Genomic DNA, 25,617 nt, shown 5'->3' on the forward strand with positions numbered 1-25,617 from the left:
CACGCCTGCTCAGGCCAGCAGTTCGACCTCCGACACGGTCGCCTGGCCGTCGAGCACCAGACGGTACTTCCCGTACGTACCCGCTGACTTCACGGTGAACGCCCGGGTCTGCCGGTCCCAGGTGAAGGACTGCCCCGACCGTTCGTCGAGCGTCGTCCAGGTCGTGCCGTCCGAGGAGCCCTCAAGGACCCAGCCCGTCGGGGCCTTGGTCCGGTCGGCGGGCGAGGTCAGCGTGTACTGCACCGCCTTCGCCTCCCCGGTCACGGGCAGCTCCACGCTCGTCACGGCCGCTTCGGTCCCCGACGTGTTGTCGAACAGCGCGCCCTCACCCTTGAGCACGTCCGCGCGGGGCGTCGGCACCTCGTCGTCCTGGGTGATCGACGGGGGCGCGGCCTGCTTGCCGGTGCCCCACGACGACGGACGGGACCCCATGTCGAACTCCAGCACCGCGCCCTTGGCGAGCACCGAGTGCGGCAGCGAAGTCGACGTCCAGGTACGCCCGTTGACCTTCAGGCCCTGTACGTACACGTTCTTCGCGCTGTTCCTCGGCGCCTTCACCACCAGGTCCCGGCCGTTGTCCAGATGCACGGTCGCCTTGGTGAACAGGGGCGATCCGACGGCGTACTCGCCGCTGCCCATCACCAGCGGATAGAAGCCGAGCGCCGAGAACAGGTACCAGGCCGACTGCTCGCCGTTGTCCTCGTCGCCGTGGTAGCCCTGCCCGATCTCGCTGCCCACGTACAGCCGGGACAGCGCCTCGCGGACGGCGCGCTGGGTCTTCCACGGCTGGCCGGCCGCGTCGTACATGTAGGTGACGTGGTGGGCGACCTGGTTGGAGTGGCCGTACATGCCCATCCGGACGTCCCGCGCCTCCGTCATCTCGTGGATGACACCGCCGTAGGAGCCGACGAGGTCGGGGGAGGCGGTCTCCGGGGTGGCGAAGTACGTGTCCAGCTTCTCGGCCAGGCCCGAGCGCCCGCCGTACAGGTTGGCGAGGCCGCGGCTGTCCTGCGGGGCGGTGAAGGCGTACCCCCAGCCGTTGGTCTCGGTGTAGTCGTAGCCCCACACCCGCGGGTCGAAGTCGGAGGACTTGACCCGCCAGTCGCCCGTAAGGTCCCGGCCCTGGAAGAAGCCCGCCTCGGAGTCGAAGAGGTTCACGTAGTCCTGGGCCCGGTTGAGGAAGTACTCCGCCTCCTCCTGGTACCGCTTGTCGCCGGTCTCCTTGTACAGCGCCTGGCCCATCCGGGCGATGCCGTAGTCGTTGAGATAGCCCTCCAGCGCCCACGACAGGCCCTCATGGGTCTCGGTGCTGGTGTAGCCGAGGAACGGAGAGGTCGCCATGCCCTTGCGGCCCACACCCGAACTCGGCGGCACCACGGTGGCGTTCTTCACCGCCGCGTCGTACGCCGCCTTCGCGTCGAAGTCGACGCCCTTGACGTACGCGTCGGCGAAGGCGACGTCCGAGGAGGTGCCCGTCATCAGGTCCGCGTAGCCGGGGGAGGACCAACGCGAGGTCCAGCCGCCGTCCTTGTACTGCTGCACGAACCCGTCGACCAGATCGCCCGCCTGACCCGGCGTCAGCAGCGAGTACGCCGGCCAGGTCGTCCGGTAGGTGTCCCAGAAGCCGTTGTTGACGTACACCTCGCCGTCGACGATCTTCGCCCCGGTGTGCGTCGGGGTGTCCGGGCCCTGCATGGGGGAGAAGGGCGAGGCGTACTGGTTCTTCGAACCGACCTTCTCGAAGCCGGAGTTGGGGTACAGGTACAGCCGGTACAGGCTGGAGTAGAGCGTGGTGAGCTGGTCCGGGGTCGCGCCCTCCACCTCGACCTTGCCGAGCAGCCGGTCCCACTGGTGCCGCGCCCGCGCCTTGACGGCCTCGAAGGAGGTGCCCTCCGGGATCTCCTGGCGGAGGTTGTCCTTGGCCTGGTCGACGCTGATCAGGGAGGTCGCCAGACGCAGGGTGACGGTCGGCGCGTCGAAGCGCAGATAGCCCTTCACCCCGCTCGACGAGCCCTCCTTCACGGCCTGGTCGAACACGCCGTACACGAACAGCCGGGTCGCGCCCGTCGACAGCCCGGACTTCACGTCCGAGTAGCCGGTGACGGTCCCCGCGTCCTTGTCGAGGGTGAGCCCCGCCTGGTCGGTGACGTTGTCGAAGAGGACGCTCGCGTCGGAGCCCGGGTAGCTGAAGCGGAGCGCGGCGGCGTGGTCGGTCGGTGTCATCTCCGCCCGGACGCCGTTCTCGAACGTCACCCCGTAGTAGTACGGGCGGGCGGTCTCGTTCTCGTGCCGGAACGCCAACTCGCGTGCCTCACGGCCGAGTTCCGGGACGCCCGAGGCCGCCGACGGCATCACCTGGAAGGTCTGCCGGTCGCCCATCCACGGGCTCGGCTCATGGCTCGCGCTGAACGCCTGGATCGTCGGCAGGTTGTCGTCGTTGTTGCCCCGCGCGTAGTCGTACAGCCAGCTCAGGGAGCCCGCGTTGGTCACCGGGGTCCAGAAGTTGAAGCCGTGCGGCACGGCCGTCGCCGGGAAGTTGTTGCCGCGGGAGAACCCGCCGCTGGAGTTGGTGCCGCGGGTCGTCACCGCGTAGTCCGACAGATGGGCCTTCGCCTTCTGCCGCGGCGCGGCCTTCAGCGACAGGTCGTCCAGCCAGCCGCGGAACTTCGCGGGGCCCGCCGGGGAGTCGTAGGCCACCAGGACGCGGTCGACGGTCCGGCCCGCCGCCACCGACCCGATCCGGGAGACCACGTTGTTCCACTGGTTGACGTACAGCACCTTGGAGGCACCCTGCGCCTGCGGGGACAGCCCGAAACCGTGCTGGTCGGTCGCGCCCAGCCCGCTCAGATACGTGCCGTCCGTGAACGCCAGGTCCACGGCCACGTTCGTCGCCGCGTAGTCCCGGTCGCCGTCCGCCATCGCCGGGAAGATCCGGTACGAGAGCTCGGTGTCCCGCCCGACGGCCACGTTCACGTCGTAGACCTTGTTGTACGAGTACGCCCGGCCCTCGGCCGTGTGCCGTCCCGCGTACCGCAGCGCCCGCAGCCCCGTGAACCCGGCACGCGCCTTCGCCGTCGGCGAGCCGCTCGGGCCCCGGTCGACCAGCGAGAGCATGTCCTGCGGGACGGGCCCGTCGCCGCCGCCCGTGGAGAACTGGACGTCGGCGAGCTGGAGTATCCCGGAGGCGCCGTTGTTCGCCGTGACGTCCAGCCGGAAGTGCTGGTACTCCGCGGGCTCGGCGAGGTCGTACGACTTCGTCTTGAAGCGTTCGTCGAACACTTCGCCGGAGCGGGTGTCGAGGGTCTTCCACTCCTTGCCGTCGGCGGAGCCCTGAAGAGTCCAGTCCTTCGGGTCGCGCTCGGCGAAGTCATTGGCCGAGGTGAGGGCGTACGTGGCCACCTTGACCGGTTTGTCCAGGTCGAACTCGGCCCAGCCGGTCGGCGCGAAGGCCAGCCACTTGGTGCCCGCCTCCCCGTCGACCAGGTTCTCCTTCACCTCGCCGCCACCGGTGTTCTCGGCGCTCGCGCGGACGTCGGTGACATGGTCGGTGACGTTGCCGGGGATGCCGGTGCTGTAGCCGCCGTCGACGCCCGAGGAGCGCTCGGGGGTGTTGAGCCAGTCCGGTGCCCTCTCGCCGGACTCGAAGGAGGAGGTGAACTCCCGGTCGGCCGCGCGGGCCTGCGGCGCCACGGCCACCGCCGCGCCCTGGGAGCCTGCCGTGAGTGCGAAAGCGGTCATGAGAACGACCGCCGGACCCTGTCTGTACCGAGCTCTGTGCCGCATGCGTCAGTGCCCTCCCTGCCATCGCGGACAACGTTGTCAGTTCGATGCGCAAGGATCAGTAGTGGCCCAAGTGGCGGGCGATGTCAAGGGCGTTGGGTGGGGCATTCGGGCGCAATGCCGCGGATATTTCCGGCGGTCGGCCCACAGCCCGCACATATTTCCGCGAGGTCTCAACTCGGAAAAGACCGATGACCAACCTTGCATTCGATCTTGCTCCGCTGGCGGGAAGTGGACTATACCTGTCGGCGATTCAAGGTTCTTCACGCACGACCCTGCTTGACCTGACCGCGGTGCCGGCGAGGATCCGGTTCACCGCCTGAGTCCTGGAGAAGGCGAGGACTTGAGCATGGGATCCACTTCCGCCGAGAACGACAGCACCACAGGTGACAACGGTTCCACCGGCGTCGGCCGACGCGATCTGATCAAGAGGTCGGCCGCGCTCGGACTGGTCGCCGTCCCCTCGATGGGCATTCTCTCCGCCTGCGCCAGCGGCGGGGACGACGAATCGAGCGACGACAGCACCAAGGGCGCCACGTCGAAGGACAACCCCTTCGGCGCGGCGAAGGACAGCAAGCTCGACGTCGTGATCTTCAAGGGCGGCTACGGCGACGACTACGCCAAGGCGTGGGAGGCCGACTTCCAGAAGAAGCTCGGCATCAGCTCGACCCACACCGGCACCCAGGAGATCACCGGCAAGCTCCAGCCACGCTTCAACGCGGGCAACCCGCCGGACATCGTCGACGACTCCGGCGCCCAGCAGATCAAGGTCGACGTCCTGTACAAGAACGGGCAGCTCCTCGACCTCGCCGAGGTCCTGGACGCCCCGGCGATCGACGACCCGAGCAAGAAGGTCCGGGACCTGATCATCCCGGGCACCCTGGACGCCGGTCTCCAGGAGGGCAAGATCGTCGCCCTCAACTACATCTACACCGTCTGGGGCCTGTGGTACTCCGGCAAGCTCTTCAAGGAGAAGGGCTGGGAGGAGCCCAAGACCTGGGACGACTTCCTCGCCATATGCCAGGACGCCAAGAAGCAGGGCATCGGCGGCCTCGCCCACCAGGGCAAGTACCCGTACTACATCAACGTCGCCATCATGGACATGATCGCCAAGACCGGCGGCCTGGACGCCATGAAGGCGATCGACAACCTCGACCCCAAGGCGTTCGTCGGCTCCGACGCGGCCAAGGCGGGCGTCGAGGCGATCTACGAGGTGGTGGAGAAGGGCCTGTTGATGCCCGGCACCAACGGTCTGACCCACACCGAGTCCCAGACCCGCTGGAACCAGTACAAGGCCGCGTTCATCACCTCCGGCTCCTGGCTGGAGAACGAGCAGCTCAAGCAGACGCCGGACGACTTCGACATGAAGTTCCTGCCGATGCCGGTGCTGGCCGGCAGCAAGCTGCCCTTCGAGGCGATCCGGGCCGGCTCGGGCGAGCCCTTCATCATCCCGGCGAAGGCCAAGAACCTGGCCGGTGCCAAGGAGTTCATGCGCCGCATGCTCTCCAAGGAGTGGTCGACGATGTTCGCCAAGGAGGCCAACTCCCTCACCATCCTCAAGGACGGCGTGGACCCGAGCGTCCAGCTGCGCCCGGGCACCCAGTCCACGGTCGAGGCGTCCAAGGCGGCCGGTGACAACACCTTCCGCTTCCTGTACACCGAGTGGTACAGCGAGATGGGCGCGGCGATCGAGGCCGCCTCCAACGAGCTGATGGCCAAGCGCATCCAGCCGGCCGAGTGGCTGAAGCGGGCCCAGGCGGCCGTCGACAAGCAGGCCAAGGACCCGGCCTCGAAGAAGAACCACCGGGACTGAGCCTTCGGGACCCCACCGCGGGAGTGAGAGCAACGCCGTATCCCGGGCCGGGACATCCCGGCCCGGGGGAGGACACCAGGGGCAGGAAACGCCAATGCGCAAAGGGCAGTACAGGTTCGTCGCGGGATTTCTGTTCGTTCCCGTGGCGCTCTATCTGATCTTCGTGATCTGGCCGTATCTCCAGACGTTCGGCTATTCGCTGACCGACTGGAAGGGTCAGTCGCAGAACTTCAAGTTCGTCGGCCTGGACAACTACGAGGCGTTGTTCAAGGACGACGTCTTCATGCAGGCCATCTGGCACAACATCCTGTTCCTGATCTTCATCCCGGTGATCACGATCCTGCTCGCGCTGTTCTTCGCGTTCATGCTGAACGCGGGCGGTCGCAGCAAGGCCGGCGGGGTGTCGGGAGTCGCCGGATCGAAGTTCTACAAAATCGTCTACTTCTTTCCGCAGGTCCTCTCCCTCGCGATCGTCGCGGTGCTGTTCAACGCCGTGTACCGCAGCGACAGCGGCGGGCTGCTGAACGGCTTCCTGATCAAACTCGGGCTGGTCGACGCGAACAGCCCGATGGAATGGCTGAACGAACCCGACCTGGTGCTGTGGATGCTGCTCGTCGCCGTGGTCTGGCACGGCGTCGGCTTCTACCTGGTGCTGTTCTCGGCCGCCATGCAGTCCATTCCCCGGGACATCTACGAGGCCGCGCTCATCGACGGCGCCGGCCGCAACCAGTCCTTCTTCCGCATCACGCTCCCGCTGCTGTGGGACTCCGTGCAGACCGCCTGGGTGTATCTCGGCATCGTCGCGATGGACATGTTCGTCCTGGTCTCCTCGATGACCCAGAACATGGGCGCCTACGGCGGCGGCCCCGACCACCACAGCGACGTGATGTCGACGGTGATGATGCGCAACTTCCAGTACTTCGGCAAGAGCGGATACGCCTGCGCGATGGGCGTCGTCATGCTGCTGCTCACCCTGGTCCTGTCCGTGGTCATGCTGCGTGCCACCCGCCGCGACCGCGTCGAGTTCTGAGCGGAAGAGATACGACGATGAGCGCACCCATCAAGGAGACCGCTAAGGTCCCCGCCCCGCGGGCCGCGGACAGGAGCCCGGCCCGCCCGGGCGGCGACCGCAAAGAGGGCGTCGTCCTGAACGTCTTCTCGCACGGCTTCCTCGCGCTGTGGGCCCTGCTGATCGTGCTGCCGCTGCTGTGGCTGGTGCTCAGCGCCTTCAAGACCGACGCGCAGATCGGCGGCTCGGCCTTCGGCTGGCCGCAGAACTGGGACCTGGACGTCTTCGCGCGGGCCTGGGACAAGGGCATCGGCGACTACTTCCTGAACACCGTGATCGTGCTGGTGTTCTCGGTGCCGCTGACGATGCTGCTCGGTTCGATGGCCGCCTACGTGCTCGCCCGCTACCGGTTCTGGGGCAATCGGTTCCTTTACTACTTCTTCGTCGCGGGCGCGATGTTCCCGGTGTTCCTGGCCCTGGTCCCGCTGTTCTTCATGGTCAAACGGCTGGACATGCTGAACACCTACCAGGGGCTGATCCTGGTCTACGTCGCCTACTCGATGCCGTTCACGGTCTTCTTCATGCACGCGTTCTTCCGGACGCTGCCCACGGCCGTCTTCGAGGCCGCGGTCCTCGACGGCGCCTCGCACACCCGCACGTTCTTCCAGGTCATGCTGCCGATGGCCAAGCCCGGACTGGTCAGCGTCGGCATCTTCAACACCCTCGGTCAGTGGAACCAGTTCATCCTGCCCACGGTGCTGATGCAGCCGCAGAGCGGCGACGATCCGGAGCGCTACGTCCTGACCCAGGGGCTCATCCAGCTCCAGCAGCAGATGGGGTACGCCTCCGACCTTCCGGTGCTGTTCGCCGGCGTGACGATCGCCATGATCCCCATGCTGGTCGTGTACCTGTCCTTCCAGCGCCAGGTCCAGGCGGGACTGACGTCGGCGACCCTGAAGTAGCGCTCAGCGAGCGCCCGAGCGCACACCGTCCCCGCCGCTGGTGACGGTGTGCGTTGGCGTGTGCAACGCCCCGGATACTGTTCAACCTCTTGACGGGAGGCGACCCGAACGGCTCAGCTTAGAGTTCACTAGTTGGACATGGACGGGGCCTCATCGATGCGGCCTCGCGCGCAGGAGGTCGTCGTGGAGACTCCGGGGTCGCAGTCGTCGCTGCACCGAGCCAACCTGGAACGCGTCGTGCGGGCCGTCCGGCTGGCCGGGTCGTTGACGCAGGCCGAGATCGCCAGGACCACGGGTCTGTCCGCCGCCACCGTCTCCAACATCGTGCGCGAGCTCAAGGACGGCGGAACCGTCGAGGTCACGCCCACATCGGCGGGCGGCCGGCGGGCCCGCAGCGTCTCCCTGAGCGGGGACGCCGGCATTGTCATAGGCGTCGACTTCGGGCACACGCACCTCCGGGTCGCCATCGGCAACCTCGCCCACCAGGTGCTCGCCGAGGAGTCCGAGCCGCTGGACGTGGACGCCTCCTCCAGCCAGGGCTTCGACCGGGCCGAAGAGCTGGTCAATCGCCTGATCGCAGCAACGGGCGTCGACCGGACGAAGATCGCCGGAGTGGGCCTCGGCGTACCCGGCCCGATCGACCTGGAGTCCGGCTCCCTGGGGTCCTCCGCGATCCTGCCGGGCTGGATCGGCACCAAGCCCGCCGAGGAGCTGGGAGGCCGTCTGGGCGTCCCCGTGCACGTCGACAACGACGCCAACCTCGGGGCCCTCGGGGAGATGGTCTGGGGCAGCGGCAGAGGCGTGAAGGACCTGGCGTACATCAAGGTCGCGAGCGGTGTGGGCGCCGGTCTGGTGATCAGCGGCAAGATCTACCGGGGCCCGGGTGGCACTGCGGGAGAAATCGGGCATATTACTCTTGATGAATCCGGACCGGTCTGCCGCTGTGGAAACCGCGGCTGCCTGGAGACGTTCGCGGCCGCGCGCTATGTGCTGCCGCTCCTCCAGTCCAGCCACGGCACCGACCTGACGATGGAAGGCGTCGTGCGGCTGGCCAGGGACGGAGACCCTGGCTGCCGTCGCGTGATCGCCGACGTCGGCCGACACATCGGCAGTGGAGTCGCCAATCTCTGCAATCTCCTGAACCCGAGCAGGGTGGTCCTCGGCGGTGATCTCGCCGAGGCCGGTGAGCTGGTGCTCGGGCCCATCAGGGAGTCCGTCGGCCGTTATGCGATCCCCAGCGCGGCGCGTCAACTCACCGTTCTTCCCGGGGCACTTGGGGGCCGTGCGGAGGTGCTCGGAGCACTCGCTCTCGCGCTCAGCGAGATGGGTGATTCGACCCTTTTGGACGGCACGCTGCACTCTGCGGCCCCTGCCTTCACTTAGAGAACGAAACCCGCCGTTGCCAACCCGTTAAGTATTTACTTCTTGACGTCGCACGTACGGCCGAGTTGACTTCCAGCCACCTCGGCCGCAACGACGCGGCCTCGTCAGGGAGGTTTCTGAAGTGAACACGCTCATGCGTCGTGCGGCGGTACCCGTTCTCGTGTCGGCTCTCGCCCTCACGGCCGCGGCTTGTGGCAAGGCCGGCGACGACGACTCGGACAGCGGCAGCAGCTCCGACAACAAGTCGATCGGCCTGCTTCTTCCCGACAGCGTCACCGCTCGTTACGAGCAGTTCGACAAGCCGTTCTTCGAGGCGAAGGTCAAGGAGCTGTGCGACGACTGCACGGTCTCCTACAACAACGCCGGCGCGGACGCGGCCAAGCAGGCCCAGCAGGTCTCCACCATGGTCACCAAGGGCGTCAAGGTCATCGTGATCTCCGCCCAGGACTCCGCCGCGATCAAGTCCTCGATCCAGGCCGCGGTCGACAAGGGCGTCAAGGTCATCGCGTACGACCGTCTGGCCCAGGGCCCGGTCTCCGCGTACGTCTCCTTCGACAACGTCAAGGTCGGCGAGCTCCAGGGCGAGGCCCTGCTCACCGCTCTCGGCGACAAGGCGACCACCAAGTCCAAGGTCGTCATGATCAACGGTGACGACGCCGACCCGAACGCCGCCCAGTTCAAGGAAGGCGCCCACAAGGCGCTGGACGGCAAGGTCGACATCGCCTACGAGCAGTCGGGTCTGTGGAAGGACTCCACCGCCGCGGAGAAGATGTCCGCCGCGATCACCCAGCTCGGCAAGAAGAACATCGCGGGCGTCTACTCCGCCAACGACGGCATGGCCGGTGGTATCGCCACCACCCTCAAGGGCGCCGGCATCTCCGGTATCCCCCTGACGGGCCAGGACGCCGAGCTCGCCGGTATCCAGCGCATCGTCGCCGGCACGCAGTCCAGCACGGTCTACAAGGCCTTCAAGCCCGAGGCCGACGCCGCCGCCCAGCTCGCGGTCAACCTGCTCGAGGGCAAGGACATCAAGTCCCTCGCCACCCAGACGCTGACCAGCGGTTCCGGTGACAAGGTGCCCTCGCAGCTGCTGACCCCGGTCTCCGTGACCGTGGACAACATCAAGGACACGGTGATCAAGGACAAGCTCTACACCGTGGAGCAGATCTGCACCGCCGAGTACGCCGCCGCGTGCAAGAAGGCCGGTCTGCAGTAACCACCGCCCCGAGGGCGTGCCACTTGATCCGGCACGCCCTCCCGGCAGGTCACAAGCCCCTCCGGCGCCCGCCCCGCCTTCATACCCCGCTGCGGGACGGGCGCCGGACGGAAGCATGGCGAACGCGCCCGTTGCCAGGAGGCACGGGCCGCGCGCAAGTTCATCAGTAAGTCGGTGCCCCCTTCGGCACCCCCCTCCGCGCCTACCCCAAGCGCGGCATCCCCGCCGGTCAGGCGGCGAAGGAGATGGTTCACGTGTCCGCTACGCCCGTGCTGGCGTTGCGCGGAGTCTCCAAGCGATTCGGTGCAGTGCAGGCACTCACCGATGTCGAACTGGAGGTCCACGCCGGAGAAGTGGTCGCCCTGGTCGGCGACAACGGCGCAGGAAAGTCCACGCTGGTCAAGACGATCGCCGGTGTCCACCCCATCGATGAGGGCGTCATCGAGTGGGAAGGCAACGCGGTCAGCATCAACAAGCCGCACGACGCCCAGGGACTCGGCGTCGCGACCGTCTACCAGGACCTCGCGCTCTGCGACAACCTCGACGTGGTCGGCAACCTCTACCTCGGACGCGAGATCCTGCGTCGAGGCGTCATCGACGAGGTGACGATGGAGAAGAACGCGCGTGACCTGCTGAGCACGCTCTCCATCCGCATCCCGAGCGTCCGCATCCCGATCGCGAGCCTCTCCGGTGGCCAGCGCCAGGTCGTCGCCATCGCGCGCGCCCTCATCGGTGACCCCAAGGTCGTCATCCTCGACGAGCCCACCGCCGCCCTCGGTGTCGAGCAGACCGCGCAGGTCCTCGACCTCGTCGAGCGGCTGCGCGAGCGCAACCTCGGCGTCATCCTCATCAGCCACAACATGGCCGACGTGAAGGCGGTCGCCGACACCGTGGCCGTGCTGCGCCTGGGTAAGAACAACGGTTCCTTCTCCGTGAAGGACACCACCCACGAAGAGATCATCGCCGCCATCACGGGCGCCACGGACAACGCCGTGACCCGTCGTGCGGGGCGTCGCAGCACGGAGGCGGCAAAGTGAGCGACACGTCCAAGGTTTCCAAGGCGGAGGCAGAGGCGGACGCGCAGACCACGGTCGCGCCCGCCGACGACCCCACCGCCGCGCCGGTCACCGTCGTCGACCCCCGCCTCCTCGTCCGCGAAGAGGGCTTCAAGGGCTACTGGACCGAGTTCACCCGCAAGGTGAAGGGCGGCGAGCTGGGTTCGCTGCCGGTCGTCGTCGGTCTGATCGTCATCTGGACGATCTTCCAGCTCAAGAACGACCTCTTCCTCAGCGCCGAGAACCTCTCCTCGATCAGCTACTTCATGTCGGCCACCGGCATGCTCGCCATCGGCCTGGTGTTCGTCCTGCTGCTCGGCGAGATCGACCTGTCGGTCGGCTCGGTCAGCGGCCTGGCGTCCACGCTGTTCGCCGTGTTCGCGATCAACCACGGCGTGAACCCCTGGCTGGCACTGATCCTCACGATCATCACGGGTATCGGTATCGGCGCCCTGCACGGCTGGTTCTTCGCCAAGATCGGTGTCCCGGCCTTCGTGGTCACCCTGGCCGGCTTCCTCGGCTGGAACGGTCTGATGCTGTGGCTGCTGGGCTCCAGCGGCACGATCAACATCCCGTCGGACTCCGGCCCGGTGCACATCCTCGGCCAGAGCTCCTACTTCATGGACCAGGCCATCATCGGCGCCTACCTGCTGGCGGGCCTCGGCGTGGTGCTGTCCGCCATCGGCAACTTCGGTGAGCAGCGTCGCCGCAAGGCCGCCGGCGTGCCGTTCCGGCCCACCAGCGAGATCCTGCTGCGCGTCGGTCTCCTGGCCGTCGCGTCCTTCGTGGCCGCGGCCGTGCTGAACAACTCCGACGGTGTCTCCAACGCGCTCGTGATCTTCCTCGCGGCGCTGGTGATCACGGACTTCATCCTGCGCCGTACGACGTTCGGCCGTCAGGTCTTCGCGGTCGGCGGTGGCGTCGAGGCGGCCCGCCGTGCCGGTATCAACGTGCCGATGGTCCGGATCACGGTGTTCTCCATCGCCGGCGGGTTCGCGGCGATCGGCGGTATGTTCTTCGCCGGTCAGACGTCCTCCGCGACGCTGAACGCCGGTGGCGGCAACACCCTGATGCTGGCCATCGCGGCGGCGGTCATCGGTGGCACGTCGCTGTTCGGCGGCCGTGGTTCGGTGTGGTCGGCCCTGCTGGGCATGCTGGTCATCCAGTCGATCACCACCGGCCTGAACCTGCTGAACATGAACACCTCGATCCAGTACATGATCACCGGTGGTGTTCTGCTCGGCGCGGTCGTCATCGACTCGGTCTCCCGCCGCAGCCAGAAGGCGTCCGGACGCGGTTAGCACCCTCGCCGTCCCGACGGAGCCCGGCACCCGCCAAGGTGCCGGGCTCCCGCATGTCGTAGGAACAGGTGATCTTGGGTACAGCCGATCGCGTGACGTATCACCCACCGCCCGGGTCTCGTCCGCAAAGGCGGAACATTAGACTCGACAAGCCCGGCAACAGCTCGAACAGCTCTACTGCAAGGAGGCACGGGTGCCGCTGCTGACCCGCATCAGGGGACCGCGCGATCTGGACCGGCTCAGCCTGGAGGAGCTGGACCAGCTGGCAGAGGAGATCCGGACCTTCCTCGTCGACGCCGTGTCCAAGACCGGCGGCCACCTCGGCCCCAACCTCGGCGTGGTCGAGCTCACCATCGCCCTGCACCGCGTCTTCGACTCTCCCAGGGACAAGGTGCTGTGGGACACCGGACACCAGTCCTACGTCCACAAGCTGCTCACCGGCCGCCAGGACTTCAGCCGGCTGAAGATGAAGGGCGGCCTGTCCGGCTACCCCTCGCAGGCCGAGTCCGAGCACGACGTGATCGAGAACAGCCACGCCTCGACGGTCCTCGGCTGGGCCGACGGCCTCGCCAAGGCCAACGAGATCCGCAGGCGTGACGACCACGTCGTGGCCGTGATCGGCGACGGCGCCCTCACCGGCGGCATGGCCTGGGAGGCGCTGAACAACATCGCCGACGCCAAGGACCGCCCGCTCGTCATCGTCGTCAACGACAACGAGCGCTCCTACGCGCCCACCATCGGCGGCCTCGCCAACCACCTGGCCACCCTGCGCACCACGGACGGCTACGAGCGGTTCCTCGCCAAGGGCAAGGACCTCCTGGAGCGCACCCCGGTCGTCGGCAAGCCCCTCTACGAGACCCTCCACGGGGCCAAGAAGGGCCTCAAGGACTTCATCGCCCCCCAGGGCATGTTCGAGGACCTCGGACTCAAGTACGTCGGCCCCATCGACGGCCACGACATCGAGGCCATGGAGTCCGCGCTGGCCCGCGCCAAGCGCTTCGGCGGCCCGGTGATCGTCCACGTCCTCACCGAGAAGGGCCGTGGCTACCAGCCCGCCCTCCAGGACGAGGCCGACCGCTTCCACGGCATCGGCCCCATCCACCCCGACACCGGCCTGCCGGTCAAGGCCTCCGGCGCCGACTGGACCTCCGTCTTCGGCGACGAGATGGTCGCGCTCGGCAAGGAGCGCGAGGACATCGTCGCGATCACCGCCGCGATGCTCCAGCCGGTCGGCCTGAAGAAGTTCGCGGACGCCTTCCCCGACCGGATCTACGACGTCGGCATCGCCGAGCAGCACGGCGCCGTCTCCGCGGCCGGCCTCGCCGCGGGCGGGGTGCACCCCGTCTTCGCGGTGTACGCCACGTTCCTCAACCGCGCCTTCGACCAGGTCCTCATGGACGTCGCCCTGCACAAGTGCGGGGTCACCTTCGTCCTGGACCGCGCCGGCGTCACCGGCACCGACGGCGCCTCCCACAACGGCATGTGGGACATGTCGATCCTCCAGGTCGTCCCGGGTCTGCGCCTCGCCGCCCCGCGCGACGCCGACCAGGTCCGCGCCCAGCTGCGCGAGGCCGTGGCCGTCGAGGACGCGCCGACCGTCGTCCGCTTCTCCAAGGGCGCCGTCGGGCCCGCCGTGGCCGCCGTGGGCCGCGTCGGCGGCATGGACGTGCTGCGCGAGCCCGGCACGGACACCCCGGACGTGCTCCTCGTCTCCGTGGGCGCCCTCGCCCCGATGTGCCTGGAGATCGCCAAGCTCCTCGACAGCCAGGGCATCACCACCACCGTCGTCGACCCGCGCTGGGTCAAACCCGTCGACGAGGCCATGGCCCCGCTGGCGGAGCGACACCGCGTCGTCGTCACCGTCGAGGACAACAGCCGCGTCGGCGGCGTCGGCTCCTCGATCGCGCAGGCCCTGCGCGACGCCGGGGTGGACGTACCGCTGCGCGACTTCGGCATCCCGCCGCGCTTCCTGGACCACGCCTCGCGCGCCGAGGTGATGGCGGAGATCGGGCTCACCGCGCCCGACATCGCACGCCAGGTCACCGGTCTGGTCTCCAAGCTGGACGGGAAGTTCGACCGGGCTCCGGCCGAAGCGGAACCCGCGCGCGACTGACACGCCGCAAGGGGCCGTCCGCACCACTCGTCACAGTGGTGCGGGCGGCCCATTTGCGTTAATCCGCCCGCGTCGGGGCATACGACCTACGCCCCCTCTCGATCATGTCGAGGACGACACAGCGTGGGAGGTACGCCCGTGAGCAGCACACTCTTCAGGACGAAGAGAGTCGAGCAGTCCATCCGAGACACCGAGGAACCAGAACACGCGCTGAAGAAATCCCTCTCCGCGCTGGATCTGACCGTCTTCGGCGTCGGCGTGATCATCGGCACCGGCATCTTCGTCCTCACCGGAACCGTCGCCAAGAACAACGCCGGCCCCGCCGTGGCGCTGGCCTTCGTCGTGGCCGGCGTCGTCTGCGCGCTCGCCGCGCTCTGCTATGCCGAGTTCGCCTCCACCGTCCCGGTGGCCGGCTCGGCCTACACCTTCTCCTACGCCTCGCTCGGGGAACTGCCCGCCTGGATCATCGGCTGGGACCTCGTCCTGGAGTTCGCGCTCGGCACGGCGGTGGTCGCCGTCGGCTGGTCCGGCTACATCGCCTCCCTCCTGGACAACGCGGGCTGGCATCTGCCCGCGGCGCTCAGCGGCCGGGACGGTGCCGACGGGTTCGGCTTCGACATCCTCGCCGCCGCCCTCGTCCTGGTCCTGACCGGCATCCTCGTCCTCGGCACCAAGCTCTCCGCGCGCGTGACGTCGATCGTCGTCGCCATCAAGGTCACGGTCGTACTCGTCGTGATCATCGCGGGCGCCTTCTTCGTCAAGGGCGACAACTACGACCCGTTCATCCCCAAGTCGCAGCCGGTCGAGGCGGGCGGTGACCTCCAGGCACCGCTCATCCAGCTGATGTTCGGCTGGGCACCCGCCAACTTCGGCGTGATGGGCATCTTCACGGCCGCGTCGGTCGTCTTCTTCGCCTTCATCGGCTTCGACGTCGTCGCCACCGCCGCCGAGGAGACCAAGAACCCGCAACGGGACATGCCGAGAGGCATCCTGGGCTCCCTGCTCATCTGCACGACCCTCTACGTCGCGGTGTCGATCGTCGTGACCGGTATGCAGCACTACAGCGAGCTGTCCGTCACCGCGCCGCTCGCCGACGCCTTCAAGGCCATCGGACATCCCTGGTACGCGGGCTTCATCAGCTTCGGCGCCGCCGTCGGCCTGACGACGGTCTGCATGATCCTGCTCCTCGGCCAGACCCGTGTCTTCTTCGCGATGAGCCGCGACGGACTGCTGCCGCAGTTCTTCTCGCACGTCCACCCGCGGTTCCGGACCCCGCACCGCCCGACCATCCTGCTCGGCGTGATCATCGCGATCGTCGCGGGCTTCACCCCGCTCAGCGAACTGGCCGAACTGGTCAACATCGGCACCCTGTTCGCGTTCGTGGTCGTCGCGATCGGCGTCGTCATCCTGCGCCGCACCCGCCCCGACCTGCCCCGCTCCTTCCGCACCCCCTGGGTCCCGGTCCTGCCGGTCCTCTCCGTCCTCGCCTCGCTGTGGCTGATGCTCAACCTGCCCGCCGAGACCTGGCTCCGCTTCGCGCTCTGGATGGTCCTCGGCTTCGTCGTCTACTTCCTCTACGGCCGCACGCACAGCCGGCTGGCCCGCGAGGAGCAGACCTCGGCCCCCTCGGGCGACAGCGCCTGACCCACCCCGCCCCACGGCCCCGTGCACCGCGCCCCGGCGCCCCGCACGGGGCCGTTTCTCTGCCCAACCCGCCTGCCCCTGACCGGATTTGATGGTTACGGCAGCGAAGCCGACGCGTAAGGTACCTTTACCGCCCTTGTGTCTGACCGGAAACGGCCACGATGATGGGAAGAGCGGTGACCACGAGCCACCTCTCGACTGCTCAGTGCGATTCCACCCGGTGAGAAACCCGCCCGACGCGCGATTCCACGAACCCGCGAAGGAGACCGCAATGACGAACGGTGGAGAGGCCTCCGGCGCCGTACTGGACGGGCCGCAGGCGGCGATCCCGCTGCTGGCCACGGAGATCCCCGACCGGGACGGTGTGCCGCTCGACGACCTGGCCGGGCTCGACCCGCGCACCCTCGGCCGGCTGCTGCCCTCCGGCAGGCAGTCGGACTCCGGCTTCAACTCCAGCATCTGACCGCCCCGGACGCCAAGGGCCGATGACCGCGAGGCCAAGAGCATTCCGCCAGTTCGTCCTCAAGATGCACAGCAGATGCGACCTGGCGTGCGACCACTGCTACGTCTACCGCCACGCCGACCAGAGCTGGCGACGCAGACCGCAGGTCATCCCGGACGAGATAGTGACGGCGACGGCGTCCCGCATCGCCGAACACGCCAGGGCCCACCCCGAACTAACGCGCGTGCACGTCATCCTGCACGGTGGCGAACCCCTGCTCGCCGGCCCCGACCGGCTGGCCCGCACCGCGAAGGAACTGCGCGCCGCCCTCGACGGCGTGTGCGCGCTGGACCTGCGGATGCAGACCAACGGCCTGCGCCTGGACGAGCCGACGTGCCGGATGCTGGTCCACGAGGGGATCAGCACCGGTATCTCCCTCGACGGCGACCGCAGCGCCAACGACCGCCACCGCAAACGCGCCAACGGCACGGGCTCCTACGACGCCGTCGCCGAGGCCGTACGGCTCATCGGCTCGCCCGCCCACCGCGCCGCCTTCGCCGGACTGCTCTGCACCGTCGACGCCGACAACGACCCGGTCGCCGTCTACGAGGCCCTCGCCGCACTCGACCCGCCCCGCGTCGACTTCCTTCTCCCGCACGCCACGTGGGACCACCCGCCCCCGCGGGACCCCGCCCGACCGGCCGCCCACGCCCGCTGGCTGATCACCGTGTACGAGCGCTGGACCGCCGACGGCAGGCCCTTCCGGGTCCGGCTCTTCGACTCGATCGAGGCCGGACGCGACGGCCAGGAGTCCTTCACCGAGGCGCTCGGGCTCGGCAGCCCCGACCTGGTCGTCGTGGAGACCGACGGCGAGATCGAGCAGGCCGACTGGCTCAAGACCACCGGGCCCGAGGCGCCCGCCACCGGGTTCCACGTCCTGCGGCACTCCTTCGACGAGGCTGCAGCCCACCCCGGGTTCCTCGCCCAGAGCGGGGGAGTGGAGTCGCTCAGCCCGACGTGCCGGGGCTGCTCCGTCGTCCGGATCTGCGGCGGCGGCCTGTACGGGCACCGCCACCGGGCCGCCAACGGCTTCGGCAACCCCTCCGTCTACTGCGAGGACCTCTTCGCCCTCATCGGCCACGTCCTGAACGCCCCCCGCCCGCACCCCCGCCCCGCGCCCCGCCCGCACACGCTGACCGAGCACGGCTTCGACTCCCTCGCCGCGGGCGACGGGGACGGCGAGGCCCTGCGCGCCCTCACCGGCGCCGAGGCCAGCGTCCGCCGGATGCTCCTCGGCGCCGTCTGCGCCCGCCACCCCGGCCCCGAGGTGCGCGCCCTGACCCGGCTGGACCGGCAGTGGCCCCGGGAGGCCGCCCGGACCGTGCGCCACCCCTACCTCGGCACCTGGGCGGTGCGCGCCGTCGAGGGGCGGATCCCGGCACCGGCCGTCCGGCAGCGGCTCGGCGAGATCGCGCTGACCGTCGCGCTGCGGGCCGGCACCGACCTGAGCGTCGCCCTGGCCGAGGGCGCCGAGCGGGCCCACCTGCCGGGCCTCGGACTGCTGACCCTGCCCGCCGCCGACGGCCCGGTCACCCTGCACGCGCGCGGGGGCGGCCTCCTGGTTGCCGCCGGGCCGGACCATGCGCCCCGGCCCGTCGCCGGCGCGGCCGGCTCCGGCTTCGGCTGGCAGCCCGTACGACGCCTGGCCACCGGGGAGTTCACCGTCCTGGTCGAGGACACCGACCCCTGTCGCGACGGCTACCCGGCCCCGCCCGCACCCGCCCTGGACGAGGCCGAACACGCCGACTGGCTGCGGCTGTTCACCGAGGCCGCCGTGCATCTGCGGGCCCGCCACGCCGGACGCGGCCCGGGAGTACGCGCCTTGTTCACAGCGTGCACCCCGCTGCGGGGTGAGGCGGTGCGGGAGCCGCGAGGACAGGGGTCACCGGGCCTGGTGGCCGCCGACCCCTACGCCTTCGGCGCCCTCGGTCTGGTGCTGCCCGACACCGGTGAGGCGCTGGCGCGGCTCGTCGTGGAGGGCGTCCAGCAGATGAAGTTCAACGCCCTGTCGGATCTGTTCGACCTCGCGGGCAGCGAGGAGGCCAGGGAAGGACTGCGGTCCGCGTACCTGGACCGCGTCCCCGCCGGGGCGATCCGGCAGGGCGGCCTCACCCCGCACGGACGCCGGATGGCCGACCGGCTGCGCGGCTGACGCCGGATGACGACTGCGGCCCGCCTCACCGCCCAACTCCGAGCGCTCGGCGTCGGACGAGGCATGACGCTGCTGCTCCACGCCTCGCTGCGGTCCGTCGGACCGGTCCGGGGCGGAGGCACGGAGGTGCTGCGCGCGCTCCGGGACGCGATCGGCCCCGAGGGGACACTGGTGGTGCCCACGTTCACCGAGGGAAATTCGCTGACATCACGGACGTATCTCCGCATGACACGAGACCTGACACGACATCAACTTCTGTCCTACCGTGAACACATGGAAGCCTTCAGCGCGGCTTCCACGCCCTCGCAGGGCATGGGACGGCTGGCCGAGGAGGTGCGGGTCACCCCGGGAGCCATGCGCAGCACTCACCCGCAGGCGTCCTTCGCCGCGGTCGGACCCGACGCCGCCCGGATCACAGGCGGCCACGCCCTGGACTGCCTCCTCGGCGAACGCTCACCCCTCGCCCGTCTGTACGAACGGCGGGCCCACGTCCTGCTGCTCGGCGTCGGGTACGAGACCTGCTCCGCCTTCCACCTCGCCGAGTACCGCCAGCCCCGGCCGCCGCTGCAACGCTACGACTGCCGGATGCTGACCGAGTGCGGCCCGCGCTGGGCCGGCTACATCGACGTCGCCCTCGACGACAGCGACTTCGGCACACTCGGCCACGACCTGGAGATCTCCGCCCCCGCCACGAACGCCCCCCTCACCCGCGCCCGCGTCGGCTCCGCCGACAGCAGACTGTTCCCCGTGCGCTGGGCGGTGGACGAGGCAGCCGACTGGATCGCCACCAGCCGCACCCGGCCCGGGAACCTGCCCGCGGAGGCCGACCGTGCATGAGTACGAGCCCCGCGCCAGCGTCCAGGAGCCCTACGGGTTCCTGAGCTACGGCCGCAACCCCGAGTCGCCGGAGAGCTCCGAACCGCCGGACGAACTCCTGGTCCGCTTCCACGGCAGACTGTCCCGCCACCTCAGGGAACTCACCGACCTGCGAGCCGGGATCGACGCCGTCTACCTCGACCAGCGCATCCCTGTCGGCACCGAGTGGAAGAACGAGCTCAAGGACCGGCTGGCCCGCTGTCAGGTCCTCCTGCCGGTCCTGTCGAAACGGCTGTTCACCAGCAAGTGGTGCGCGCTCGAATGGGAGTGCTTCGAGCGCAGACAGCAACTCCAGCGCGACCGGGGCACGTTCATCCGCAACGCGGTCGTACCGATCCGCTGGGCCCCTTTGCGCCCGCAGGACATTCCCTCGCCCTATCGTGATGTGCAGTACAGCCACCAGGACTTCCACAAGGACTACCTGCGGGACGGACTGCTCGGCCTGTACCGCCTCGGACGCCATACGACCGCCAACGGGATCGCTTACCAACTGGCCCAGGAGATCGCCGACGTGGCGGTCAGCTCCCGGCTCGAACCCTGCGACCCCGGTCTCTTCGACGACCTCTTCGACTCCATGAACGGCTCGGCGGGGGAGGAACCGTGATGTACGAGAACCGCTCCGCGGGGCGCGTCCGCGACAAGGCGCCCTACTTCTTCCTGAGTTACGCCCCCGCGCCCGATCCCGGCGACGCCGCGGACGGCGCCCGCCCCGCGGCCGACAAGAACGTCAAGGAGTTCCACACCGATCTGACCCGGGCCGTCGCGGGCCTCAGCGGCTCCCTCACCCCTTCCGCCCTCGGCTACCTCGACGCAGCCGACCGCGGCGGACCGGCCATGGCCCGCGCCCTGCAGAGCAGCCACTGCTTCGTCCCGCTCATCACCCGCCGCTACTTCACCGACGTCTACTGCGGCCGGCAGTGGACCGCCTTCGTCAACCGCGCGCGCCGCGGCACCCTCGTCCCGGCCCTGTGGACACCCGTTCCCACCACCGCGCGCCCCCTCCCCGTCGATCTGGACCTGCCCGTGCCCGGCCGGCCCGTTACCCCGATGCCCGTCCACGACAAGGCCCTGGACCGCTACGCCAAGGGCGGCCTGTACGGGCTGCGGCAGTACCCCGAACACCCCGAGTACTACGACCAGTGCGTGCGCCGGCTCGCCCAGTGCATCGTCCAGGCCGCCCGCCGCGCCCCCCGACCCGTCCCGGACGACGCCGAGTTCGCGGATCTCGACGTGCCCGACGCGTTCGCCACCTCCTCCTGGCATCCGCTGGGCATCGCCGTGCTTGCCCCGGACGTCGACCATCTGCCTCCCGACCGCGGCGACACCAAATACGGCAACGAGCCCCGCGACTGGCAGCCCTTCAGCGACGGACTGAGCAGCCCGCTCGCCCAGCGCACCGCCGAACTCGCCCGCAACCTCGGCTTCGCCCCCGAGATCCGCACCTACGACGAGGCCGAGGCCGTCTTCCTCGGACAGCGCGAAGCCACCAGCCCTTGGGTCCTGATCATCGACCCGTGGATCCTGCACGACCGCACGGTCGCCGACCGGCTGCGCGCCTTCGACGCCCGGGACCTGCCCTGGGTCACCGTGCTCACCCCGATGGCCGACGACCCGCAGACCCGCCAGTCCCGCGACCGGCTCGACGCGCTGCTGAGGAGCACACTGCCCCGCAGGCTCAGCACGGGCCGGGCCATCCAGCGCGGAGCGGTGGCCGGCATCGACAACTCCGAGGCGTTCAACTCGCGTTTCCTGGAGCTCGCCGACGGTGCGGCCCAGCAGTATCTCAACCGGGTTCCGCTACCATCCTCGACCACCAGCCCCTCGGCCTCGACCGATTCCCAGGGCGACCAGGAGGCCCAACCGTGACCGGCGCGAACACCCGCCCCGAGGGCGGCAAGATCGTCACGTTCTACAGCTACAAGGGCGGCAGCGGCCGCACCATGGCGCTGGCCAACACCGCCTGGATCATGGCCTCACAGGGCAAACGGGTCCTCGTGGTCGACTGGGACCTGGAAGCGCCGGGCCTGGACCGCTTCCTCCATCCCTTCCTGGAGCCGAACGCGCTGCGCGACCGCCCCGGCGTGCTGGAACTCATCAACGACTACGTCCTGAAGGTCGACCACCTCCACGAGACGAAGATCAAGGCCGACTGGATCGCCGAGCAGGCCGACATCGGCAGAGCCGTCAGCCCGCTGCCGTGGAGCTTTTCCGGCGAGGGCCGCCTGGACTACATCTCGGCGGGCCGCCAGGACCGCAACTACTCCTCGATCTTCTCCCAGTTCAACTGGAACCGCTTCTACGACAAGCAGTACGGCGGCCAGTTCCTCGACGCCCTGTGCGCCCAGTTCCGGCGCGGCTACGACTACGTCCTCGTCGACAGCAGGACCGGCCTCAGCGACATCTCCGACATCTGCACGCTGCACTTCCCCGACGTGCTGGTGAACTGCTTCACCCACAACGACCAGAGCATCGAGGGCGCCGCCGCCGTGGCCCGCCGCGTACGCGACACCAGCGGCCGGCGGCACATCCGCATCCTGCCCGTGCCCATGCGTGTCGTGGACTCCGAGGCGGACCGGCTGGAGGCCGCCCGCGCCAAGGTCCGGCTCACCTTCGACCAGATCCTGGCCGGCACCCCTAGCGTCGACCCCCGCCGCTACTGGGGCAACGTTGAGCTGCCCTTCAAGTCCCCTTACGCCTATGAGGAGATGCTCGCCACCTTCCGCGACGAACCGGAGACCCCGGCCTCCCTTCTCGCCGCCTGCGAGCGCCTCACGTCCGTCATCACCGACGGCGAGGTCACCTCCCTCGTCCCGATGAGCGACGACGAACGCCAGAACTATCTGAAGACCGTCGTGCGCCGCAGGCCGCCGGACCCCACGCACGTCTTCCTCAGCTACGTCCACGAGGACCGGATGTGGGCCGAGTGGATCGGACGGGTCCTCGGCGAGGCCGGCTTCACCGTCGGTGACGCCCGCTCCGAGGACGGCTCCGCGGCCGGCGTCCCGCTGCGCGACGACACCGACAGCAAGGTCCGCGGGGCCTCCCGCACGGTCGCCGTGCTCTCCGCCGACTACCAGAAGTCCGCCCAGGCCAGGGCCGTCTGGGAGGCCGTGGCCGCCGCCGACCCGATGGGCCAGCGCCGCACCCTGGTACCGGTCAGGGTCAGCGACGCCCGGCTCGCGCACCCCTTCTCGGACCGGATGCCCATCCATCTCAGCAACATGAACGAGACCCAGGCGAGGAACGCCCTGCTGCGGGCCCTGGACGCCCAGCCGGTGCAGGCCGAGCACCCCGCCGACGCGGGCGCCGGCGGGCCCCGCTTCCCCGGCGCGGAACCGCCCGTGTGGTCCGCCCCCGGTCGCAACGCCTCCTTCACCGGACGCTCCGAACTCCTGGAGGACCTCAGGCTGCGGCTCGCCGACACCGGAACCGCCACCCTGCTGCACGGCATGGGCGGCGTCGGCAAGACCCAGCTCGCCACCGAGTACGCCTACCGCTACCGCGGCAACTACGACGTCGTGTGGTGGATCGAGGCGGAGTTCGGCGACCTCGCGCTGCGCCAGTACTCCGAACTCGCCCCCCACCTCGGCGTCGACGAACGCGACAGCATCAGCGCCACCGCCGACGGCGTCCGCGACGCGCTGCGCCGCGGCGACCGCTACGACCGGTGGCTGCTCGTCTTCGACAATGCGACCACCCCCGAGTCCATCGAACGGCTCCTGGTCAACAGCCCCACCGGGCACGTCCTGATCACCACCCGCAACGAGGGCTGGGCGCAGGTCGGCGAGCGTGTCGAGGTCGACGTGTTCTCCCGCACCGAGAGCGTCGAGCATCTGCTGCGCCGGGTCTCCGCGATCAGCACCGAGGACGCCGGACTGGTCGCCGACGCCCTCGGCGACCTGCCGCTCGCCGTCGACCACGCCGCCGCATGGCTCAACGAGACGGGCCAGGACGCCGCCGAGTACCTGGAACTGCTGGAACTCCAACTGGCCACCCTGGAGGCCGCCGCCGACGCCCCGGCCTATCCCCTCCAGGTCGGCGCCACCTGGAACATCTCCATCTCCCAGCTCAACTCCCCCGTCGCCAGGCGGCTGCTGGAGCTGTGCGCGCACTTCGGCGCCGACCCCATCTCCTTCGACCTCATCCACGGCAAGGAGATGGGCGAGGTCCTGCGCGAGGTGCAGCCGGGCAGCGGCGCCACGGCCCTGGTGTCCCGGGCCATCCAGCAACTGCACCGCTACTCCCTGGCCAAGGTCGACCGCAAGAGCAAGAGCCTCCAGGTGCACCGGCTGGTGCAGGCCGCGGTGCGCTCCTCGATGTCCGCCGATCAGCGTGAGGAGGCCGTGCGCTCCGTGCGCAACGTGCTCTCCGGCGCCCGCCCCTCCGAGGGCGACGTGGAACGCCCCGCCAACTGGGAGCGCTACAACACCATCTGGCCGCACCTGAAGACGCCGTGGACGCGGTACTCGCTGGACGACCGCATCCGCAAGCTGATGACCGAGTGGCTGCGCTACCTGCGCGCCCGGGGTGAGTACGCGGAGGCCATGTCGCTCGCCGAGGAGCTGCTGGACATCTGGCAGAAGGAGGCCGGCGCCAACGACCGCTGGACCCTGCATCTGCGGTTCGAGATGGCCAACGTGCTGCGCTTCCAGGGCTGGTACACCAAGGCCCTGGAGATCGACGAGGACGTGTACGGCCGCCAGCGTGGGGCGCTCGGCGACGACGACGACCACACCCTGATGACGGCGGGCGGTCTCACCGCCGACCTGCGGGCCGTGGGCCAGGTCGGCAAGGCGCTGGAGATCGACCGCGAGACCTACGAGCGGTCCGTCGACCTCCTCGGCGACGACCATCCCAGGACCCTGTTCGCGGCCAACAACCTGGCTGTCTCCATGCGCATGGCAGGCGATTGCTACGAGGCGCAGAACGTCGACAAGGGCAACTGCGAGCTGCGCACCGAGACCCTGGGCGCCAAGCACCCCTACACCCTGTTCTCGCAGATCAACCTCGGTCGCGACCAGCGCTCCTGCGGTGAGTACGAGGCTTCTGCGGAGACCCTGCGGGGCGTGTACGGGACGGCCGTGGAACTGGGCCCCGAGTCACCGCCCGCGCTGGAGGCCGCCAAGGCGCTCGCGATCACCCTGCGACGCCTCGACAAGCTCGACGAGGCCATGGACATCAGTCAGCAGGTGCTCGACATCTGCCGCCGGCGTCTCGGCGAGGCCTCACCCGAGACGCTGGTCGTGCGGCTCGGCCACGCCGGGCACCTGTCGGCGGCTGAGCGTCACGAGGAGGCGTGCCGGGAGACCGCCGAGCTCCTCGACCGCTTCCGTGCCGCGCTCGGCGAGAGCCACCCCAACACCCTCGCGTGCGCGGTGAACCACGGCATCAACCTGCTCTCGACCGGCAGGCTCGCCGAGGCCCGCGAGGTGTGCGAGCAGGCCCGGGTGGCGCTGCGGACCACGCTCGGCCCCGAGCACCCGTTCAGCATGAACTGCCAGATGAACCTGGCGAACACCGAGGCGGCCCTTGGCGACGTGGTGAAGGCGGAGAACAACTACCGTCAGGCGTACCGGGAGTTGTGCGACCGGCTCGGCAGCGACCATCCCACCGCGCTCACCTGCCGGGGCAATCTCTCCGTCCTCCTCACGGAGGTCGGACGCACAGTGGAGGCCGAGCAACTGGCCCGGGAGTCCCTCGACGTCCTCGGCGCCAAGCTGGGGAAGAAGCACTCGAAGGTGACACGGCTGCGGTCCGGTCAGCGCGTGGGTCTGGAACTCGACCCGCACCCCATCTGAGAGGTGTGCGGGT

Annotated in this window: 16 protein-coding genes; 15 read left to right on the forward strand and 1 reads right to left on the reverse strand. The window is 69.3% G+C overall.

Translation table 11 applies throughout. The features are described from left to right. Nucleotides 1-9 precede the first annotated feature (9 nt). Nucleotides 10-3,783: a GH92 family glycosyl hydrolase gene (locus ACIPSE_RS20565; protein ID WP_401664514.1), complete on the reverse strand. Its 3,774-nt coding sequence runs from the start codon at nt 3,781-3,783 to the stop codon at nt 10-12. 346 nt (nt 3,784-4,129) lie between these two features. Here ACIPSE_RS20565 and ngcE point away from each other — a divergent pair, with 346 nt between their 5' ends. From ngcE to fxsT, 15 genes are all read left to right on the forward strand, one after another. Next, nucleotides 4,130-5,593, forward strand: a complete 1,464-nt coding sequence (gene ngcE, locus ACIPSE_RS20570) for an N-acetylglucosamine/diacetylchitobiose ABC transporter substrate-binding protein (RefSeq protein WP_401664515.1) — start codon at nt 4,130-4,132, stop codon at nt 5,591-5,593. Nucleotides 5,594-5,687: 94 nt separating this feature from the next. Then, a complete protein-coding gene (locus ACIPSE_RS20575) occupies nt 5,688-6,623 on the forward strand; it encodes a carbohydrate ABC transporter permease (RefSeq protein ID WP_401664516.1) in 936 nt (311 codons plus the stop codon). Nucleotides 6,624-6,640: 17 nt separating this feature from the next. Then, a complete protein-coding gene (locus ACIPSE_RS20580) occupies nt 6,641-7,564 on the forward strand; it encodes a carbohydrate ABC transporter permease (protein ID WP_401664517.1) in 924 nt (307 codons plus the stop codon). Between the two features lie 183 nt (nt 7,565-7,747). Further along, on the forward strand, nt 7,748-8,947 hold the full coding sequence (locus ACIPSE_RS20585; protein WP_401664518.1) for an ROK family transcriptional regulator: 1,200 nt from the start codon (nt 7,748-7,750) through the stop codon (nt 8,945-8,947). A 133-nt stretch (nt 8,948-9,080) separates the two neighbouring features. After that, nucleotides 9,081-10,163 (forward strand): sugar ABC transporter substrate-binding protein, encoded by a 1,083-nt coding sequence (locus ACIPSE_RS20590; RefSeq protein WP_401665023.1) that lies wholly within the window; start codon nt 9,081-9,083, stop codon nt 10,161-10,163. Between the two features lie 245 nt (nt 10,164-10,408). Further along, nucleotides 10,409-11,200: an ATP-binding cassette domain-containing protein gene (locus ACIPSE_RS20595; RefSeq protein WP_401664519.1), complete on the forward strand. Its 792-nt coding sequence runs from the start codon at nt 10,409-10,411 to the stop codon at nt 11,198-11,200. Further along, nucleotides 11,197-12,519: a sugar ABC transporter permease gene (locus ACIPSE_RS20600; protein ID WP_401664520.1), complete on the forward strand. Its 1,323-nt coding sequence runs from the start codon at nt 11,197-11,199 to the stop codon at nt 12,517-12,519. The genes ACIPSE_RS20595 and ACIPSE_RS20600 overlap by 4 nt, the downstream gene beginning before the upstream one ends. Nucleotides 12,520-12,712: 193 nt before the next feature. After that, entirely contained in the window at nt 12,713-14,632 is a 1,920-nt protein-coding gene (gene dxs, locus ACIPSE_RS20605) for a 1-deoxy-D-xylulose-5-phosphate synthase (RefSeq protein WP_401664521.1), read from the forward strand. 138 nt (nt 14,633-14,770) lie between these two features. Then, entirely contained in the window at nt 14,771-16,276 is a 1,506-nt protein-coding gene (locus tag ACIPSE_RS20610) for an amino acid permease (RefSeq protein ID WP_401664522.1), read from the forward strand. Between the two features lie 271 nt (nt 16,277-16,547). Continuing rightward, nucleotides 16,548-16,739 (forward strand): hypothetical protein, encoded by a 192-nt coding sequence (locus tag ACIPSE_RS20615; protein WP_401664523.1) that lies wholly within the window; start codon nt 16,548-16,550, stop codon nt 16,737-16,739. A 22-nt stretch (nt 16,740-16,761) separates the two neighbouring features. Further along, nucleotides 16,762-18,930 (forward strand): FxsB family cyclophane-forming radical SAM/SPASM peptide maturase, encoded by a 2,169-nt coding sequence (locus ACIPSE_RS20620; RefSeq protein WP_401664524.1) that lies wholly within the window; start codon nt 16,762-16,764, stop codon nt 18,928-18,930. 63 nt (nt 18,931-18,993) lie between these two features. After that, nucleotides 18,994-19,767: an aminoglycoside N(3)-acetyltransferase gene (locus tag ACIPSE_RS20625; RefSeq protein ID WP_401665024.1), complete on the forward strand. Its 774-nt coding sequence runs from the start codon at nt 18,994-18,996 to the stop codon at nt 19,765-19,767. After that, nucleotides 19,760-20,410 carry a TIR-like protein FxsC gene (locus tag ACIPSE_RS20630; RefSeq protein WP_401664525.1) on the forward strand — a complete coding sequence of 217 codons (651 nt, stop codon included), beginning with the start codon at nt 19,760-19,762 and terminating at the stop codon, nt 20,408-20,410. The genes ACIPSE_RS20625 and ACIPSE_RS20630 overlap by 8 nt, the downstream gene beginning before the upstream one ends. Further along, entirely contained in the window at nt 20,410-21,672 is a 1,263-nt protein-coding gene (gene fsxC / locus ACIPSE_RS20635) for an FxsC protein (protein WP_401664526.1), read from the forward strand. Before ACIPSE_RS20630 ends, fsxC begins: the two co-directional genes overlap by 1 nt. Further along, nucleotides 21,669-25,604 (forward strand): FxSxx-COOH system tetratricopeptide repeat protein, encoded by a 3,936-nt coding sequence (gene fxsT, locus ACIPSE_RS20640; protein WP_401664527.1) that lies wholly within the window; start codon nt 21,669-21,671, stop codon nt 25,602-25,604. Before fsxC ends, fxsT begins: the two co-directional genes overlap by 4 nt. The last annotated feature ends 13 nt before the right edge of the window (nt 25,605-25,617 follow it).

The sequence above is a fragment of the Streptomyces sp. NPDC090106 genome (assembly GCF_044747265.1).
Taxonomy (GTDB): Bacteria; Actinomycetota; Actinomycetes; order Streptomycetales; family Streptomycetaceae; genus Streptomyces.

Excerpts from the sequence above, each read along its gene's own strand:
- ACIPSE_RS20565 (WP_401664514.1), bottom strand. The coding sequence starts at position 3,783 with ATGCGGCACAGAGCTCGGTACAGACAGGGTCCGGCGGTCGTTCTCATG.
- ngcE (WP_401664515.1), top strand. The coding sequence starts at position 4,130 with ATGGGATCCACTTCCGCCGAGAACGACAGCACCACAGGTGACAACGGT.
- ACIPSE_RS20575 (WP_401664516.1), top strand. The coding sequence starts at position 5,688 with ATGCGCAAAGGGCAGTACAGGTTCGTCGCGGGATTTCTGTTCGTTCCC.
- ACIPSE_RS20580 (WP_401664517.1), top strand. The coding sequence starts at position 6,641 with ATGAGCGCACCCATCAAGGAGACCGCTAAGGTCCCCGCCCCGCGGGCC.
- ACIPSE_RS20590 (WP_401665023.1), top strand. The coding sequence starts at position 9,081 with ATGCGTCGTGCGGCGGTACCCGTTCTCGTGTCGGCTCTCGCCCTCACG.
- ACIPSE_RS20595 (WP_401664519.1), top strand. The coding sequence starts at position 10,409 with ATGGTTCACGTGTCCGCTACGCCCGTGCTGGCGTTGCGCGGAGTCTCC.
- ACIPSE_RS20615 (WP_401664523.1), top strand. The coding sequence starts at position 16,548 with ATGACGAACGGTGGAGAGGCCTCCGGCGCCGTACTGGACGGGCCGCAG.
- ACIPSE_RS20620 (WP_401664524.1), top strand. The coding sequence starts at position 16,762 with ATGACCGCGAGGCCAAGAGCATTCCGCCAGTTCGTCCTCAAGATGCAC.
- ACIPSE_RS20625 (WP_401665024.1), top strand. The coding sequence starts at position 18,994 with ATGACGCTGCTGCTCCACGCCTCGCTGCGGTCCGTCGGACCGGTCCGG.
- fsxC (WP_401664526.1), top strand. The coding sequence starts at position 20,410 with ATGTACGAGAACCGCTCCGCGGGGCGCGTCCGCGACAAGGCGCCCTAC.